At 37.7% G+C, this 18397-nt stretch carries 17 protein-coding genes; 7 read left to right on the top strand and 10 right to left on the bottom strand.

Features of this window, described 5'->3' with window-relative positions; genetic code table 11:
* Positions 1-51: 51 nt before the first annotated feature.
* Positions 52-627 (top strand): SDR family NAD(P)-dependent oxidoreductase, encoded by a 576-nt coding sequence (locus tag PZE06_RS04850; protein ID WP_150915033.1) that lies wholly within the window; start codon positions 52-54, stop codon positions 625-627.
* A 247-nt stretch (positions 628-874) separates the two neighbouring features.
* Positions 875-1819, top strand: coding sequence for an alpha/beta hydrolase (locus PZE06_RS04855; RefSeq protein ID WP_150915034.1), 945 nt, complete (start codon positions 875-877; stop codon positions 1817-1819).
* A gap of 32 nt (positions 1820-1851) precedes the next feature.
* Here PZE06_RS04855 and PZE06_RS04860 read toward each other — a convergent pair whose 3' ends face one another.
* Positions 1852-2178 (bottom strand): iron-sulfur cluster biosynthesis family protein, encoded by a 327-nt coding sequence (locus PZE06_RS04860; protein ID WP_150915035.1) that lies wholly within the window; start codon positions 2176-2178, stop codon positions 1852-1854.
* A gap of 244 nt (positions 2179-2422) precedes the next feature.
* Between PZE06_RS04860 and PZE06_RS04865 the strand changes: the two genes are divergently transcribed.
* Entirely contained in the window at positions 2423-3292 is an 870-nt protein-coding gene (locus PZE06_RS04865; protein WP_150915036.1) for a cation diffusion facilitator family transporter, read from the top strand.
* 282 nt (positions 3293-3574) lie between these two features.
* On the opposite strand, the gene PZE06_RS04870 is transcribed toward PZE06_RS04865, so the two are convergent.
* Entirely contained in the window at positions 3575-4486 is a 912-nt protein-coding gene (locus tag PZE06_RS04870) for a PhzF family phenazine biosynthesis protein (RefSeq protein ID WP_150915037.1), read from the bottom strand.
* A gap of 393 nt (positions 4487-4879) precedes the next feature.
* Between PZE06_RS04870 and PZE06_RS04875 the strand changes: the two genes are divergently transcribed.
* Entirely contained in the window at positions 4880-6109 is a 1230-nt protein-coding gene (locus tag PZE06_RS04875; RefSeq protein WP_150915038.1) for a DNA polymerase IV, read from the top strand.
* 13 nt (positions 6110-6122) lie between these two features.
* Positions 6123-6467 (top strand): YolD-like family protein, encoded by a 345-nt coding sequence (locus PZE06_RS04880; protein WP_150915039.1) that lies wholly within the window; start codon positions 6123-6125, stop codon positions 6465-6467.
* 410 nt (positions 6468-6877) lie between these two features.
* Here the strand turns inward: PZE06_RS04880 and sdhB are convergent, their stop codons facing one another.
* The 5 genes from sdhB to PZE06_RS04905 form a co-directional block, all read right to left on the bottom strand.
* A complete protein-coding gene (gene sdhB, locus PZE06_RS04885; RefSeq protein WP_150915040.1) occupies positions 6878-7630 on the bottom strand; it encodes a succinate dehydrogenase iron-sulfur subunit in 753 nt (250 codons plus the stop codon).
* A 1-nt stretch (position 7631) separates the two neighbouring features.
* On the bottom strand, positions 7632-9392 hold the full coding sequence (sdhA, locus tag PZE06_RS04890) for a succinate dehydrogenase flavoprotein subunit (RefSeq protein WP_150915041.1): 1761 nt from the start codon (positions 9390-9392) through the stop codon (positions 7632-7634).
* Between the two features lie 171 nt (positions 9393-9563).
* Positions 9564-10175 (bottom strand): succinate dehydrogenase cytochrome b558 subunit, encoded by a 612-nt coding sequence (locus PZE06_RS04895; RefSeq protein ID WP_150915042.1) that lies wholly within the window; start codon positions 10173-10175, stop codon positions 9564-9566.
* 81 nt (positions 10176-10256) lie between these two features.
* On the bottom strand, positions 10257-11714 hold the full coding sequence (aspA, locus tag PZE06_RS04900; RefSeq protein ID WP_150915043.1) for an aspartate ammonia-lyase: 1458 nt from the start codon (positions 11712-11714) through the stop codon (positions 10257-10259).
* 46 nt (positions 11715-11760) lie between these two features.
* The gene (locus tag PZE06_RS04905) at positions 11761-13074 is read right to left on the bottom strand and encodes an anaerobic C4-dicarboxylate transporter family protein (protein ID WP_150915120.1); all 1314 of its coding nucleotides are present in this window, start codon (positions 13072-13074) and stop codon (positions 11761-11763) included.
* A gap of 311 nt (positions 13075-13385) precedes the next feature.
* Between PZE06_RS04905 and PZE06_RS04910 the strand changes: the two genes are divergently transcribed.
* Positions 13386-14657 (top strand): sensor histidine kinase, encoded by a 1272-nt coding sequence (locus PZE06_RS04910; protein WP_150915044.1) that lies wholly within the window; start codon positions 13386-13388, stop codon positions 14655-14657.
* On the top strand, positions 14654-15574 hold the full coding sequence (locus tag PZE06_RS04915) for a response regulator (RefSeq protein WP_150915045.1): 921 nt from the start codon (positions 14654-14656) through the stop codon (positions 15572-15574). Before PZE06_RS04910 ends, PZE06_RS04915 begins: the two co-directional genes overlap by 4 nt.
* Positions 15575-15626: 52 nt before the next feature.
* Here the strand turns inward: PZE06_RS04915 and PZE06_RS04920 are convergent, their stop codons facing one another.
* From PZE06_RS04920 to PZE06_RS04930, 3 genes are read right to left on the bottom strand one after another with little or no spacing between them, the layout of a single operon-like run.
* Positions 15627-16412, bottom strand: a complete 786-nt coding sequence (locus tag PZE06_RS04920) for a nucleotidyltransferase domain-containing protein (protein ID WP_150915046.1) — start codon at positions 16410-16412, stop codon at positions 15627-15629.
* 57 nt (positions 16413-16469) lie between these two features.
* Positions 16470-17261 carry an SDR family NAD(P)-dependent oxidoreductase gene (locus PZE06_RS04925; RefSeq protein ID WP_306421115.1) on the bottom strand — a complete coding sequence of 264 codons (792 nt, stop codon included), beginning with the start codon at positions 17259-17261 and terminating at the stop codon, positions 16470-16472.
* Positions 17262-17270: 9 nt separating this feature from the next.
* On the bottom strand, positions 17271-18233 hold the full coding sequence (locus tag PZE06_RS04930; protein ID WP_150915048.1) for an MBL fold metallo-hydrolase: 963 nt from the start codon (positions 18231-18233) through the stop codon (positions 17271-17273).
* Between the last annotated feature and the right edge of the window lie 164 nt (positions 18234-18397).

The following is an 18397-nucleotide window of genomic DNA, read 5'->3' on the forward strand; positions in this document are numbered from 1 at the left end:
TATCCTAAAATGAAAATACTACGAATATTACAAAAGGAAGGATGAGTGCACATGAGTGAAGATAAACATGTTTTAGTTACCGGTGGAACGGGTATGCTTAAAGGTGTTGTTCGTTACTTTGTCGAGCAAGGCAATACGGTTTCCGTCGTAGCTAGGAATAAGGAGAAGTTACAAAGTTTAAGCTCTACATTTAGAAACCTTCCTGGAACCGTTCATCCCATAGCTATTGATTATACTCAAACCGATGATTTCATTCGTAGAATTTCCCAATCTATTTCCCATTTTGGACCATTTTTCGTGTCAGTTAATTGGATACATAGCACTGCCCCACATACCCCTGCAGCGTTATTGCAATTACAGGCACACACCTCACCAGGCAGCCGCTATATGCAATTGTATGGAAGTGCCTTTGCCAATCCGGAAAGAAAGGATGACGATAGAAATACATACAGAAAAGAATGCCCACAGATTCACTATCAGGAAATTATTTTGGGTTTTATGATTGAAGGTAGCTCTTCTAGATGGCTGACTAATCGGGAAATTTGCGAAGGTGTGATTAACGCTCTTGCCTCTTCACCTGAACGAAAAATAATTGGCGCTGTTTCTCCCTGGTCTTTAAGACCATAATCGGTGCCATCCTTTCCCTAATCGAACAAAAAAGAAAATGAAGTCTAATCGGAGAATTTTTAACTTATTTCGGCTATATTGATTTTTAGCATGAATTTGCTTCCATATCTAAGTTAAAATTCTGTAAACCGCAAACCAAAGCTCGTTTTTGCTCTTGAAATGTGTAAAGATAAAATTGATTCATTTAGATCATGATGCTCACTTGATCATGTTAAGCAGTAAGAATGATTTTTATGGAGGAATCGTCATGAGAAAAGCGCTTCGTCTCATCTTATCAATTCTTTTTGCCTTTTTAACTGTTGGCTTGTACTTTTCCAACCGGATTATGTACATGAAAAAGAAGGATGATGATTTTATCATTGACCGTGAAAAGTCTGCTGGAAGATTAAATACCACTTCTTTTGAGCAATTGCCAAAGCGAGAAATTTTGATCGCTTCCAACTTTGGCTATCACTTAAAAGCGGTTGTTGTTGAACCCCATCAAACCAATAAATACATGATCTTCTGTCACGGTGTAACAGAAAATAAATTTAACTCTATTAAGTATATGAATCTTTTTTTAGAAAGAGGTTTTAATGCCGTGATCTATGATCATAGGCGCCATGGAGAATCTGGCGGCAAAACCACGAGTTATGGCTATTACGAGAAATTTGATTTAAAGGCGATTGTCGATTGGTTGCGGCTAGATCGAGGACCTGATTTACTCTTGGGAATTCATGGCGAATCCATGGGCGCTGCCACCATGCTTCTTTACGCAGGTATGATCGAGGATGCGGCTGACTTTTATATTGCTGATTGCCCCTTTTCTGATTTCCAAGAACAGCTTGCTTATCGCCTAAAAGCAGAATTGAAGCTGCCAGCTAAGCTGCTGTTACCTGTAGCCGACCTCTTTATTAAAATGCGCCAGAAGTACTCTTTAAAGGATGTTTCCCCTATTTCTGTTATTGATCATATTAAGAAGCCTATCCTTTTTATCCATAGTAAGGAAGATGATTTTATCTTGCCGACGATGACTGAGGCTCTCTATGAACAGAAACAAGGACCAAAAAAGCTATTTATTGCTGAAAACGGAGTCCATGCCCAATCATTGAATGAAAATAAAGAAGACTACGCAAAAGTAGTAGATGAATTTTTAGCAGATTATGTAGTTGTAAAAGACCAGAGAAATAAACAAATGGCTGGCATAGAATGATGGTGTATCTATACCAGCCATTTGTTATATCGTTAATTTAGTTTATTGACAAAACTCATTCTCGGGTTCAAGAATTCATTCGGACTTTTTAACTGAAAGCTATTGGAACTCTGAGAAAAGTCAATTTTAAGATTCTCATTTAAAAAAACTTCTTTTGATTTTTCCACATAGATTGAACCGATAGAGGTTTCAATCGCCCGGTCATCTTCATCAATTTCGTTGACTAGCCAAAGTGATGTTACCCCACTAACGACACAACCGCACCCTTCTGTATCATACTTCAGCTTAAGAAAACCCTTTTGTTTTCCAGTCTTTTCCTCAATTTTCTTCGCTGCTCTCTCTGTAACGGTAATTTCCATTCTATCATCCCCTCCATCTGTTGATATTGTAGCATAACTACTCTCTTCTTCCACACCTCATGTTTTCGCATCATTTAAATTGGGAAATGCTATGAAATATACTTTTAGCAAAACCCAAATTTCCTTAACGAAACATTTTTTCGCTTTCCCTATTTATATAGAATGGCACAATAAGATTGCTATAGACCCACCCATTTAGTTGTTGTTATCCTAGTAATATGTTAAATATAGGAGAGTTCGAAGAATGAATACTGAAAAATATCACAACCTCAAACTAGGAGAACGGGGAGCAATTCTTAGTATTTTTGCTTATATTGTTCTGTCTATCATAAAATTACTCGTCGGCCATATGAGCGATTCTGCTGCTTTAAAAGCAGACGGCCTCAATAATACAACCGATATTATTGCATCACTTGCTGTCCTTATCGGGCTAAAATTGGCGCGCAAACCACCTGATAAAAACCATCGTTACGGCCATTGGAAAAGTGAAACGATCGCCTCGATGATCGCCTCTTTTATTATGTTAGCCGTTGGGATACAAGTATTGATTGATGCCGGATCATCTTTATTTGAAGGCAGCAAGGAGCCGCCCGATATTATCGCTGCTTACACTGGTGTTTTTAGTGCAATAGCCATGTATTTTGTTTATCGTTATAATAAAAAATTAGCGTTGAAAATCAACAGTAAAGCCGTGATGGCCGCTGCAAAGGATAACATCTCTGATGCATGGGTAAGTATCGGAACAGCAATCGGGATATTTGCTTCCCAATTAAATATGCCCTGGTTGGACGTATTAACCGCTATTATCGTAGGGCTGTTAATTTGTAAAACAGCTTGGGATATTTTTAAGCAGGCTGCCCATGAACTTTCAGATGGATTTGATGAAACTAAGCTCGTCGTGTATCAAAAAGTGATCTCAAACATTTTTGGCGTTACAGGAATAAAAGAAATTAAAGGAAGGAATTATGGCAATAACGAAGTGATCGATGTTGTCATTTTCGTCAATTCAACCTTAGATATTAAGCAAGCTCATGATATTGCAACCGCAATTGAAGATACCTTGATGAAAGACTATGGAGTTTATGAAGTACATGTCCATGTAGAGCCTCATTGAAAATATTCTAATTGTCTTTTGAAAAGATAAATAGACTATTTCATAACACAACGCCATGCCATCTCGTCAATTTTATACAGTCTGCTTTCTGGATTGTGCGAAGCTTTACATCTATTGCGCAAATTTGAGAGATAATGCACACTTTTTATAGTTTATTGCGGCTCTTCCTCTAAATGACAAGTGCTCAAAAAGGCAAGTGAAGAAAATCATGCCAACTATTTCTCTACTTGCTAGATTGTTTTAAAACTTTTTAATCAGCCATCAGGTGCGCCTATTATCGATTTACGATTGGAAAGAATGACTTGTTTCTCCTAATAGAATGTCAAAATCTTTTACATATACAGCATTTCCAGTAATTTCAACATCTAAAGATTCGTTGTTTTTGGAAATGTGGACCATAACGCGACCATTTTTTTCCATTTCATGACCTTGCTCAACGATAAGGTGCAAAGATTTTTTAAAGTGGTGATTAATATATGTGGCATAAAAAGCTCCCATCACACCCGAAGCTGTACCCGTTACTGCATCCTCGATAGTACCTGAATACGGTGAAGAAAAATGTCGAGCATGCATATCGGCATTGGAATCATAGGTTTCCAAACAGAATGGATGCACAGATGCTGTAGGCATTTCTTTTAAAATAGATGGGAAGTTTTTATTATTAGGGTGCATTTTTTTAAATGCCTCTAATTTTTTTATTGGTAGTAATAATGTCCACGTACCTGTACTTCCATATACTATTGGTAAATTGTCTTCAATATCAGATTCTTCCAATCCGATTGAGTCCGCTAGTTCTTTTCTTGAACCATTAAAACTTTCAAATTTTGGTTGAGCTTGTTTCATCGTTATAAATTGGTCACTTCCAGTTATCGTTACAGGTAATATCCCTGCTTTTGTTTCAATTGTAAGGTCTATTTTATCCCCCAACAATCCTTTCTTTTTTAACGCATAAACCGTTGCTATTGTGGCGTGACCGCATAGATCCATTTCATGACCTGGGGTAAAAAAACGTATTCTCAAATCAGCTACTTGTGATTTAACTGGAAAGGCCGTCTCATTAAAACCCACTTTTAAAGCAATCTCCTGCATTTCCTCTTCAGTTAACTCAGCTCCATTCAAAACAACTCCCGCAGGATTCCCTTTATTAGGTTCTTTGCTAAATGCATCATAATGATAAACTTTTACAGACTTCATACCCATCCCCCTTTTATTTTATCCCACTCATTTCTGCGTTCTTTTTTCATTAAAATAACTTCTATAAATATAAACATAAAACCTCCCTAGGCTATCTTTTTTATAAATCATTTTAACTGATTCAGGCATTTCAAAATCAAATTTTTTTATCCTTCTAAATATTTCTACTTAGGCATTTTTACACTTAAGGGTCATGAATATGTGCTCTTATCAATCTCAATCTAAAAACTGCCATTCCCTTTCTACTTCACAAGCACTTATTTCGCGAGATTTTATTCATCATTTAATCATTCTTTTTCGCTAACCAGAAATATTTCCCAGTACTAATCGAACATACTTTCGTATATAATAAAAGCGAATATATGTTCTCTATAAGGAAAGGAAGATACCAAAATGAAGGATAAAGTGATTTTTCTTGTAGATATTCAATCGTTTTATGCTTCTGTAGAAAAGGTTAGAAACACAGCTTATCAAAATAAACCTCTAGTAGTAGCCGGAGATCCTGAAAGAAGGTCGGGAATTATTTTGGCTGCATGTCCGATTGCAAAAGGTTTCGGAATTAAGACCGCTGAGCTACTGTGGCAAGCTCAAACAAAATGCCCTCAACTAGTTGTCGTTAAACCACATATGCAAACCTATATAAATGTCTCAGTAGCGATTAGCCGGATCATGGAACAATTCACCGATTTAGTTGAACCATTTTCAATTGACGAGCAATTTTTAGATGTATCTGGAAGCTTGAACATATTAGGAAACGAGTATAAAATGGCCGCAACATTGCAGCGACAAATTCTCAACGATGTCGGAGTATATGCCAGGATCGGTATCGGCAAAAACAAAGCTCTTGCCAAAATGGCTTGTGATAACTTTGCAAAAGGAAATAAAAAAGGAATATTTAAGTTAGATGAAACGAACATGGAACAACTTTGGAAGCTACCAGTTAATAAAATGTTTGGCGTCGGAAGAAGAATGGAGAAAAACTTACAAGGCATGGGGATATTTACCATCGGCCAATTAGCTACATTCCCAGTTGAGATCCTTAAAAAGCGCTGGGGAATCAATGGAGAAGTGCTCTGGCAAACCGCTAATGGAATTGACCCTTCTCCTGTTACCGTCAAAACACATGATCAACAAAAAGCTGTTGGCCATCACATGACATTGCCAAGAGATTATTCTGAAATAGAAGAAATTAAAACCGTTTTATTGGAGCTTAGTACTGAAGTAGCCAGAAGATGTAGGAATAAGGGCTATATGGGAACTACCGTTTCATGCGGAGTTAGGGGGGCAGATTTTGATGCTCCAACTGGTTTCCATAGACAGATGACATTGCCGATTCCTACTAATTTTGATATGGATATTTTTACCGCAGCCTATAAATTATTTTTAAGACATTGGGATCGGCAACCGGTCAGAAGTCTTGGGGTTTCATTAACCAATCTGCAAACAGCTGACTGTTATCAAATCGATTTATTCGATAACTATTTAGAGAGAGAACGCTTAAATCATGCATTAGATGCGATCTGGAATAAATACGGACGGACAGCCATTTTTCGAGCTTCTTCTTTAACCCACGCAGGGCAAGCCTTTGAGCGTGCAAAAAAAATAGGTGGACATTACAAATAAGGGTGAATAGAAAATGCCAATAAATAAGTTAAGCAAAGGACATAATTTACGCTGGGAATCCAGTCGGATGATGCTACCTGAGCATAAAGAACAGCTATTAGAAGAAAAACGAAAACAGCAGGAATTTATTCCGCCTCTACTAGATCATGATCAGCTCGAAGAGATTAATCGTGAAATTTTGAAATCGATCGAACAAATGCGAGCAGTGACCATTATCTATGCAGATAAATACGGACCAAGGCAGTTCTGGGGCTGGATTCAAAAGGTTGATCCAATAGAAGGCTCGTTAAAAATCGTGAACGATGCTGATGCTCTGAGCCTTTCCTTTACGAAAATTCTCCAAGTGGAAATCAGCTAAAAACCCCTCTCGTAGATTCTCTGAAATGTTTGGATGGACATTATAAACAGATTCAAGTTCAGGCATCGAGTGATTTCTGTCTTTCAAGGCCTTCATTCTTGGTTTTTTTCTTTACCGAACGAACTCTTTTTGACATAAAAAATAATCCCCTTGAAGTAAACAGGGTGTTTAATCTGTCTACCTTAAGGGGATCATATCACTTTACTTAGTGTCTTTCGTTTGTTAAATCGTAAACTTTAAAAATAATGACATTAGCTTAGCCTTATCAATTTCAAAAACTCACTTCTAATTTAAAAACGAACGTTCAGTTATCTAAATAGGTTGTTTTTCAATTAAATTTCATTTTAGTAACGCTAAATAATTAAAAATTGTTCGTTTTTTAATTTACCTTAACAGATTGTGAAATCAACTCAGCCGCCAAAAAAATTCCGAAAGGATTGCAATGTTGTTTCACGATTCAGTGCAGCGATTGATGTGGTCAATGGAATTCCTTTTGGACAAACCTCCACACAGTTTTGTGAGTTTCCACAGGCTGTTATTCCACCAGCTCCCATAATGGCTGCTAACCTTTCTTCTTTATTCATAGCCCCAGTCGGATGGGTATTAAAAAGACGAACTTGCGATAGCGGAGCAGGACCGATAAAAGAGGATTTCTGATTCACATTTGGACAAGCTTCAAGACAACAGCCGCATGTCATACATTTAGATAATTCATACGCCCACTGCCGCGTTTTCTCTGGCATTCTTGGACCTGCACCAAGATCATATGTACCATCTATCGGAATCCAGGCCCGTACTTGCTTCAATGCCTCAAACATTCTTTCCCTATCGACCATTAAATCTCTAATTACAGGAAAAGTTTTTAAAGGCTCCAGTCGGATCGGCTGCTCTAATTTATCGATCAAGGTTGAGCATGCTTGTCTTGGTTTCCCATTAATGATCATTGAACAACTTCCACAAACCTCTTCCAAACAGACGCTTTCCCAAACAACAGCCGTTGTTTTTTCTCCTTTTGCATTAACAGGATTTTTTCTAATTTCCATTAATGCAGAAATAATATTCATATTAGGACGGTACGGAACAAGAAATTCTTCTTCATAAGAAGGTGAATGAAGATCATTTTGTCTCGTAATCAGGAGGCGAATGCTTTTTTTAGCTTCCATCTCACTTCGCTCCCTTCGCTTTTGTATAATCTCTTTTTCTTGGCTCAATTAAAGAAATATCTACTTCTTCATAAGACAGTTCTGGTGCGTTTTTACTTTCATTATATTTTGCCATCGTTGTTTTAAGCCATTCCTCATCATTCCGCTCTGGAAACTCAGGTTTATAATGGGCACCTCGACTTTCATTACGGGCGTATGCACCAAGAGTGATTACTTTTGCCAACTGGATCATTCCTTCTAGCTGTCTAACAAATGAAGCACTTGTATTGCTCCATTTTGCTGTATCTTCGATATTAATTCTTTGATAACGTTCAGAGAACTCCTGTAATTTCTCATAGGTCATTTTTAGTTTCTTATTCTCTCGAACAACAGTCACATTATCCGTCATCATTTCACCGAGTTCTTTATGAAGAGTATAGGCATTCTCTGATCCATCCATTTTTAAAATAGCTTGATAGTTTTCTTCATCTGCCGTCACTTGCCGTTCAAATATCGAGGATGGAATCTCTTGAGCCGACCTATTTTGTGCAAGGATATAGTTGACCGCTTCAGGCCCAGCTACCATTCCCCCATAGACAGCCGATAATAAAGAATTAGCCCCTAGGCGGTTAGCTCCATGCTGAGAATAATCGCACTCACCTGCAGCAAACATTCCGGGAATACTTGTTTTTTGGTGAAAGTCAACCCATAATCCACCCATAGAATAATGCACGCCAGGGAATATTTTCATCGGAATTTTGCGCGGATCATCTCCCATAAATTTCTCGTAAATCTCCATAATCCCACCAAGTTTTACATCAAGCTCTTGAGCAGGAATATGAGAAAGATCCAAATAAACTTTATTTTCGCCATTTATGCCTAGTTTTTGATTTACACACACGTCAAAAATTTCTCTAGTCGCAATATCCCTAGGAACCAAATTCCCATAGGCAGGATACTTTTCCTCTAAAAAGTACCAAGGCTTTCCATCTTTATACGTCCAAACTCGACCACCTTCTCCACGAGCAGATTCACTCATTAAGCGATTCTTATCATCGCCTGGAATGGCAGTAGGGTGAATTTGAATAAATTCGCCATTTGCATATGTGGCACCTTGCAGATAGAGTCGAGCTGCTGCGTAACCTGTATTAATCGTTGAATTAGTTGATTTTCCAAAAATCATTCCCGGTCCACCAGTCGCCACAATAACCGCATCAGCAGGAAATGCTTTTATTTCCATCGTTCTTAAATTTTGAGAGGTAATGCCTCGACATACACCATTCTCGTCAAGAATCGCTGAAACAAACTCCCAGCCTTCATACTTTGTCACAAGCCCTTTTACTTCATAACGTCTTACTTGTTCATCCAACGCATATAATAACTGTTGACCAGTTGTCGCTCCTGCATAGGCCGTACGATGATGCTGTGTTCCTCCAAATCTGCGAAAATCCAACAATCCTTCTGGCGTACGATTAAACATCACTCCCATACGATCAAACATATGAATGATTTTCGGGGCTGCCTCACACATTGCCTTAACAGGTGGTTGGTTTGCAAGAAAGTCTCCACCATATACAGTGTCATCAAAATGTTCCCATGGTGAATCATTTTCTCCTTTCGTATTAACAGCACCATTGATGCCACCTTGAGCACAAACAGAGTGAGAACGCTTCACAGGAACAAGTGAAAATAAATCTACTTTCATTCCGGCTTCCGCGATTTTTATTGTTGCCATTAAACCGGCTAACCCGCCTCCAACGATCGCTACTTTTCCATTTTGCATATTAGAAACCTCCTGCTTTGAAGTTAGGCTTTGTTATATGTCGGTATTGATTATTGGCTCATTTTCTCAGAAGATCTTTCAGTCATACTTCCAAAAGTTTGTGAAACCATGTTTCACAAGAAATGAGCCAAAAATTGTTTTATCAACAATATGATTTAACGAAGCCATAAGTTAAACAAAAGCGAAAATAGCTCGAACCCCTACGAATGATAAGAGGATAAAAGCCCCTATCGATATATATTGAAAGATTTTCTGCGATTGTGGCGAAACTGTAATTCCCCATGTAATCAGGAATGTCCAAAGTCCATTCGTGAAATGATAGACCGCAGAAACGATACCAATTATATATAAAATTAACGATATCGGATTTGAAACGATGTCATGCATCATGCTAAAGCTTGCTTCGGCACCAAATGCTACTTGCACCCTTGTTTCCCAAACATGCCAAACAATAAAAAAGAAGGCGATAAAACCTGTTAAGCGTTGAAAAAAGAAACTCCAATTTCGAAAAAAATGATAGCGATTCACATTATTTTTAGATTTTAAGGCAATATACACGCCATATACAGCGTGAAAGATCAGGGGTATAAAAATAACAAATAACTCTAAAACGATTTTGAAAGGAAGATTCATCATAAAACTAGAAGCTGCATTATAGGATGCTTCTCCCCATGTCGCTGAATAATTTAAAAGTAAATGAAAGGTCAAAAATACTCCGACTGGAATGACTCCAGATAACGAATGAAGTTTTCTCCAAAAATTCTCAGTAAGACCTTGTCCCATTTGCAATGCCTCCTTCAATCAATCTACAGAAATAGAGTAGGTGCCAACATTTTTAGCACCTAGTCTACTTAAGCAGTTCTATTAACTGTGTGCAAAATCTCTTTCTTTCCTGTTTTTCCCTAGAAGCTCTTTACCAGCAATGCCTGGATGAGTCATTTCCTTTGGAGCAAGGATGATGTCCAATTCATCAGGAGTTAATATTCCTCTTTCTAACACGATTTCACGCACCGAACGTTTACTGCTAATCGCTTCTTTTGCCACTGATGCTGCCACCTCATAACCGACATGAGGGTTGATCGCCGTAATAATCCCCACGCTATTATTTACATACTCTTCCATAACTGAAGTATTGGCTGTAATACCGTTAATGCAGTACTTGCGAAAAACGGTAAATACATTGGTCATAATTTTAATGGATTGCAATAAGTTAAATACTAAGACAGGCTCCATCACATTTAATTCAAATTGGCCAGCTTCACAAGCCATGCTGATCGACAGATCATTTCCGGCTATTTGGAAGGCACTCTGATTAAGCACCTCTGCCATAACAGGGTTTACCTTCCCTGGCATAATTGAGGAACCAGGTTGACGTGGCGGAAGGTTAATCTCGCCAAAGCCGCATCTAGGACCTGATGCCATTAACCTCAGATCATTCGCAATCTTTGACATACTGAGCATACAGTTCTTAATGGCAGATGATACTTCCAAATAACAGTCCGTATTCTGAGTACCGTCAACAAGATTTTGCGTTCCTTTAATTGGATAGCCACTAAAGAAGGCAAGGTAACTATTTACAGTGGCAATGTATTCAGGGTCAGCGTTTAAACCAGTGCCAACCGCAGTTGCTCCCATATTGACCTCATATAAATTTTCTCTGGTACTGCTGATGCGCTTAATATCCCTTTTTAACACTTGAGCATAAGCATTAAATTCTTGGCCTAGTTGAATCGGAACCGCATCTTGCAAATGGGTCCTTCCCATTTTAATCATGCCATCGAACTCTTCTGCCTTTTGTAAAAACTCCTTATACAAACCATCCATGGCATTGAGCAAATTCTCTAAAGTCATTAAAATGGCTAAATGGACGGCTGTAGGAAAAGCATCGTTTGTTGATTGAGCCATATTAACATGGGTATTTGGACTGATGATGCTGTAATTTCCTTTTTCCTCGCCTAACAGTTCTAAAGCACGATTAGCAATAACCTCATTTGTATTCATATTAATAGAAGTTCCTGCTCCACCTTGAATGGGATCAACGATAAATTGCTCATGAAGTTTCCCTTCCAATATTTCATCAGCAGCGGTTAAAATTGCATTTGTAATCGATTCATCCAACTGCCCAATCGCATTATTGGCTAATGCTGCTGATTTTTTTACGATTGCCATCGCTCTTATTAATGCTTCATCAATGCGATATCCGGTAATCGGAAAATTCTCAACTGCACGCAGCGTTTGAACACCGTAATAGGCTTCAACAGGAATTTTCTTCTCACCTAAAAAATCCTTTTCAATACGAAAATTTTCAAGATTGTCAGACATATATATCACTCCTATTCAATATGATGCGAAATCTTATCACGAAACCCTAGAGCAATATGGAACTTAACAAAATGCCGATCGTAACCGCCCCAATTGTTGAAACTAAACCAGGAATCATAAAGCTATGGTTTAAAATATATTTTCCAATTCGAGTTGTGCCAGTGCGATCAAAGTTAATTGCTGCAACAACTGTTGGATAATTCGGAATGAAGAAATATCCATTAACTGCTGGGAACATGGCGATAAGCAAGGCCGGATTAATCCCTAATGTAATACCTAAAGGCATAAGTGTTCGGACCGTTGCAGCTTGACTATAAAGAAGAATCGATAAGATAAATAGCGCGACGGCAAATAACCATGGTGCAGACGTAACTAAATCAGAAATAGAGCCTGTGATCATCTCGCTATTTCCACTGAAAAAGGTATCTCCCATCCAGGCAATTCCAAAAATAGCCACTACTGCTGCAGCGCCTGCCTTAAAGACACTGCCAGAAACAATTTTTTCAACATTGACCTTACATAAAATAATCATGAGAGCTGCTGCAGTAAGCATGATAATTTCAATCGTTACAGGCATTCCCATTCTTTCCAGCTCACCTTCAACCTCCCAAGCTGGACGCAAATTCTCAAATGAACCGAAAAAGACAACTAAAACAGCGGCAAGTAAAAATAATGCAACAGAAAGCTTTGAGCTTTTATCAGCCACATACGCTTTCTTTTCCTTTTTAATTGGTGCTAATCCCGCTTCTAATCGTTTCAAATATTCTGGATCGTCGGACAGCTCTTTACCTGTTTTACTAGCAATAAATGCTCCAATCATACAAGCAATAAAAGTAGACGGAATACAGATCATTAAAATATCTGTAAGCGTGATATTAAAATCAGTTAACAGTGCTAATAGAGCTACCGTTGCCGCAGAAATCGGACTAGCGGTTATCGCTTGTTGGGATGCGATAACAGCGATGGACATAGGTCTTTCTGGTCGTATTCCCGCTTCACGCGATACTTCGGCAATAACTGGTAAAACCGAGTAGGCAACATGCCCAGTACCCGCGCAAAATGTAAACAAATACGTAACCATCGGTGCTACATAGGTGATATATTTCGGGTTTTTCCGCAATGCTTTTTCAGCCAAATAAACAAGATACTCCATGCCACCTGCTGCTTGTAAAGTACCTGCTGCTGTTATAACAGCTAAAATCATCAGCATGACATCAATAGGAGCAGAAGTCGGTTGGAGACCAAAGATAAATACGAAGATAGCTAAGCCGACACCACCCATAACTCCAAGGCCAAGACCCCCTAGCCTCGCCCCTATAAAAATGCAAGTAAGTAGGATAACTAACTGGATCCACAGCATCATTGATTACCTCCTATCATTATTCAATTTTTTAAAAGAATGGCCTAACTTCAAGATTTCATTAATCACCACCTTTTGTGAAGTTTTTCACATGAATATTTGTCTTAAATAAGACTTATTCATATAGGCTATAAATAACCCACATCTCCATCATATGGATGACCTACAAAAACCTACAATAAATTACAAAACCACTCGAGATATACATAATTTTGTCATTTTTAATAAAACAATCATTTTGCCTATCTATTACAATGAAAGTGGAAAAGAAACATCGATTTGAGTTTTTACTCGAAGGAAGGATCGATTAAGTGAATAGAAAACTTTTAACCTATTTATTGCTCATTATCCTCGTTCCGATAGCAGGAGAATTCAATTTTTACCCTTTAAAAACGGAAATAAGAATTAGCTTAGGTACCCCCGTTTTTTTCTTTATTCTGCTATGGTCAAACAGGATTAACCCAGTAATAGCGGGATTTCTTACTGGGCTGTCTGTCGTCATATTTCGGGTGACATTGGGAACCTCTATTATGGTGGATAATTCGATTCCTTCTCTGTGGGGATTCCATGGACCGGTTTTTTTCTATTATTTTACATACGGTCTTCTTTTTTATTTATTAAGATTAAAAAAGTTCCTCCATGCTCCTTTTATCATGGGATTACTTGGAGTCGTTACAGAGGTATCTGCCAGTATGATTGAAATTGGAGCTCGAAATTTAATATTTCAACAGGAAATGTCATTCAGAACCTTTATGTGGATTAAAAGCATTGCAGTCCTTCGCAGTTTTTTTGTTCTCGGCTTTTTTAATATCATTATTTTGCGTAAAACAAAGCAGGCAGAGGCAGAGCTTAGAGCAAAAAATGAACAAATGCTTATTCTTGTCTCAAATTTATACGTTGAAATGATCCAACTGACAAAAACGATTCAAAATGCAGAAAACCTTACAAGAGAATCATATGAACTATATATCGAATTAAAAAAGGAAAATCATCGATTCGCTAAAAACCTTCTCTCTATTTCAGGAAAGACACATGAAATAAAGAAAGACGATCAACGTATTTTCTCTGGGCTGGCAAAATTAATCGATAAGGGGTCAAATGTTGATTATATGGAAATAGAAGAGATTCTCAATGTCATTGTAACCGCTAATCAAAATTACAGCTTGCTGCTAGAAAAAAAGATCGATTTTCAATTATCGATTAACGGGAGTCATCCTCCCTATCGAACCTATGTCATATTGTCCATTATCAATAACCTTGTTGCAAATGCAGTTGAAGCAATCGAAGGTTTAGGCAAAATTGTAATTTCTGCAGATCTAAATGAAGACTTTTTATATATTTCAGTGTCAGATAATGGTCCAGGAATTGCAGAAAAGCATAAAAAATTAATCTTCCAACCTGGATTTACTACAAAATTTGAAGGCAATGGGAAACCATCGAACGGAATAGGTTTAACCTATATTAAAAACGTAATTGAAGAAATAGAAGGAACGATAGAATTAGTCGATCAAGAGAAGGACAGTGGCACAACCTTCGTCATTTCTCTGCCAATCGACAAAATGAAAGGAAGTGATCTTCGATGAGATTTTTCCTTGTAGATGACGACGATTCAATCAGGATGATTTTATCTGATATTATCGAAAATGAACAATTTGGCGAGATTGTGGGGGAGGCAAGCGACGGTTCAGAGATTGATATAGAACTGCTTGCGAAAAAAAAGGTCGACATTTTGCTCATAGACTTGCTTATGCCACATCGTGATGGTCTCGAAACAATCCGAGCGATTACACCTGATTTCACTGGAAAAATCGTGATGCTTTCACAAGTTGAAATAAAGGAATTAATCGGGGAAGCCTACTCTCTCGGTATTGATTATTATATTTTGAAACCAATTAACAAACTCGAAGTTATTAATGTTTTAAAAAAAGTCAGTGAGAGAATTATTCTCGAAAATTCCATTCACAATTTTCAAGCTTCATTAAGACAAATTAATTCTCTCCAATCAATGAAAGGAGAAGAGCGTCCGCTTGTGAAAGATAAATCAATTCGTTTCCAAACGGAATGTCAAGGTATCCTAGCCGAGTTAGGAATCCTTTCCGAAGGAGGCCATAAAGATATTATTGATATATTGGAAATATTATTTGAAAGCAGCGATGATACATACTCTACCATTCCATCTTTAAAACTATTATTTGAACAAGCTGCGCAAAAAAACGGAAATGCTCGCGACGAATTACAAAAAGAAGTTAAAGCTTCTGAACAAAGAGTAAGGAGAGCCATTCATCATTCTTTAAATCACATTGCAGCTCTTGGATTGGACGACTACACCAACCCTATTTTTGAACAGTACGCAGCTAAATTCTTTGATTTTTCACAAGTGAGACTTAAAATGTATGAATTAAAACTAGGCTACCAAGTAGAAAATCAAGTTCCCCGAATCAATATTAAAAAGTTTATTCAAGCACTATACTGGGAAGTGTTAAAGCAGATGGAAGCCTAAAATACACTTAAAAGCTTGTTGCTGAAAAATATCGTAACAAGCTTTTCTTTATTTAGTTCCAGACCTCTTTAAGTGTATTTTTGAAAAGGAGGTCGAGTTTAGGTGTCCAATCTGGAGCATCCTTATTGAGCGTTCGTGTATACGCTCTTAAACGTAAAATTTCCTCGTTCACAAAATCGTTTATGACGTCAATCTTCGATTCAAGGGCAAGTTCTTCACCACTCATTTTTCTTGTGAGCAGCGTTTCTATCTCTTTCTTTAAGTCTCCATCTGGTAAAAGATTCTCCAATAATTTTGTGAACTCTAGCGGTGGAAATTGATTATATTTTTCAATCCATTGAGCAGCCAAAATAGGACGGAGGACATAAAAATATTTCTTTATTTTCACTTCATCCCCCTGCAAATACTCGCGAAAATTGTTGCTTGCCATATTTAAATAATGATGGATACATGAATGTGGAGTAAATATATGTTGACTTAGCTTCTTCATCTGCTCAATCGTTGAAAATGCTTGATAGTATACGATCCCAGAATGCAACCATTCTAATAATGGAGGATTCGATTTTCTCAATAATCTTAATGCCTTAGTAAGTTCCCATCCTGTTATATCTAATAAATTGTTAATCGGCAATTCAATCACATCGCGTTTTTTTCCTATCCCCATTTGGTCAATCGTTAAGTAATCTTCCACTTTATGGACATAAATGAAGCGAACATCATAGTCGCTATCTTTTGAAGGAAACTCCCATGCCCTGCTTCCTGATTCAACCGCATAGAGAATCTTTACATGATATTCTTCTTCTATTTGCATTAATGATTTTAAAATGATCTCTTTCAAAGCGATGACCTCATTTCTTTCCTATCTCCTCTTTAACCTCAAATGAAAATTCACAAGCTATTTTTTATCGAATATACTCCCTGTCAGTTTTTCAGCTAAGTTAGGAAACAAATTGTAAAGGATGCTTCCCATATTCATCCATCGTGGTAAATTTAATTCACGCTTCGGGTTGATCATTAATTTGATTATTTGTTCGGCAACATAATCCGATTTCAGCATCATTCTTTTTACATTCTTCACATAATTGCCAGATTTATCAGCAATGCTAAAAAAGTTCGTTTCAATTGGACCGGGATTAACAGCTGATACGAAAATATTTGTTTTTAACAATTCCATCCGCAGGCTGTTTGTAAAACCAAGGACAGCGTGTTTTGTTGCGGCATAACCGCTCGATTTTGGTGTAGCAAGTTTACCTGCCTGCGAGGCAACATTAATAATATGACCACGTTTCTCCTCCAGCATTGCAGGCAAAACTTCCATCGTACAAGCAATTAATCCAAACACATTCACTCGAAACATCTTTTCAATATCTGCAAAATCGGCTTCATGAACCGATTCAAAAACGCCAAAGCCAGCGTTATTTAAAAGAATATCAATATGACCTACTTCCTGAAGTATTTTTTGAAAAACGATTTTGACTTCTTCAACATCACTGACGTCTAGCTGATAGTATATGGCTCCAACAGTTGTTCTTTCATTTACCTGTTCACATACTTCGGCAAGCTTCTCTGTTGAACGGGCAAGCAAAATTGGTCTAGCTCCTCTTTCCGCCACCATCCTTGCTACTTTTTCACCAATACCTGACGAAGCACCAGTAATCACGATGTTTTTATTGTTCAATGTCACCATTTCCACTCCTCAACTTACTGTATATCGAAAAACACCATCTTCATTGCATTCCTTTATTTCCTTCTCGGCCATTAAATAATCAAATTGTCCAACAGTCTCGGACATCGTGAGCGAAAGTTGACGTTCATACACTTTTGGAAAAAGGAGCTGACACGCTTCAAAAACGGTCAATGCATTTTTCTCCAGCATCTTCTTAACCTTTTTAGCCCGTTCGTGCTGCTGGGATAAGCGGTTAAGAATTAATTCATTTTTGTGGAGGATGTCTTCACCATGACCTGAATAGACAAGATTGATCGGGATATCTAACAATTTTTTTATAGAAGCATTGTATTGAAGAAGTGGCTTCGGCCGATCACTCCCCATCGATATCGGCGGTTCTAATATCGGGTTAGGAGAAACATGCGCTAACAAGTGATCCCCGCCAATGAAGCAACCATCTTTTTCTCGATACAAGCCAATATGACTTTGGGCATGACCTGGCGTCTCAATCACCTTCCAATCAGATAACCCTTGTGGTGAATCCCCTTCTGTTAAAAAGCCGGTCAATAAACGGTTGCAAGAATATTTCAATTCCTTCTTTATCGCCCCAGCCAATCGCCAATAATCTTTTGGAATCCCGAATTCATGAAATGATTTTATAAAAAACTGCTCACTCTCAGCTAAAAAGCTTTCCGTTGGCTGCAACCATCGATTATTCAATGGATGTCCGTATACAGGTAGGGAAGCTGAGAAATAATCGAGTAGGCCAGCGTGATCAGGGTGATGATGGGTTAGCACAACCTGCTCCACGTCTCCTGGTTGCAAATCCAATTCTTTTAACTGCTCATTCAATGCTTGCCAAGCCTCTTCTGTTTTCGGTCCAACATCTACAAGTGTTAACAGCTCCCCCTTAATGACATACACATTCACATCTCCAACTGGAAAAGGAGTGGGCAAAATTAATTTGGCAATTCCATCTTTCCATTCCGTCATTCTTTAGTCTCCTTAAACATTATTTTCCCATACTTATTTATCCATTATATAAACGTATATAATCATTAGTTTACCTTCATTTTCAATAACTGTCATTATTTTCACATATTTAACCATTCACAAGAAACCCATAATATAGATTGTATACAAAGTAAATGTCGTTG

It is taken from the genome of Robertmurraya sp. DFI.2.37, assembly GCF_029211245.1.
GTDB classification, from domain to species: domain Bacteria; phylum Bacillota; class Bacilli; order Bacillales; family Cytobacillaceae; genus Robertmurraya; species Robertmurraya methanolica_A.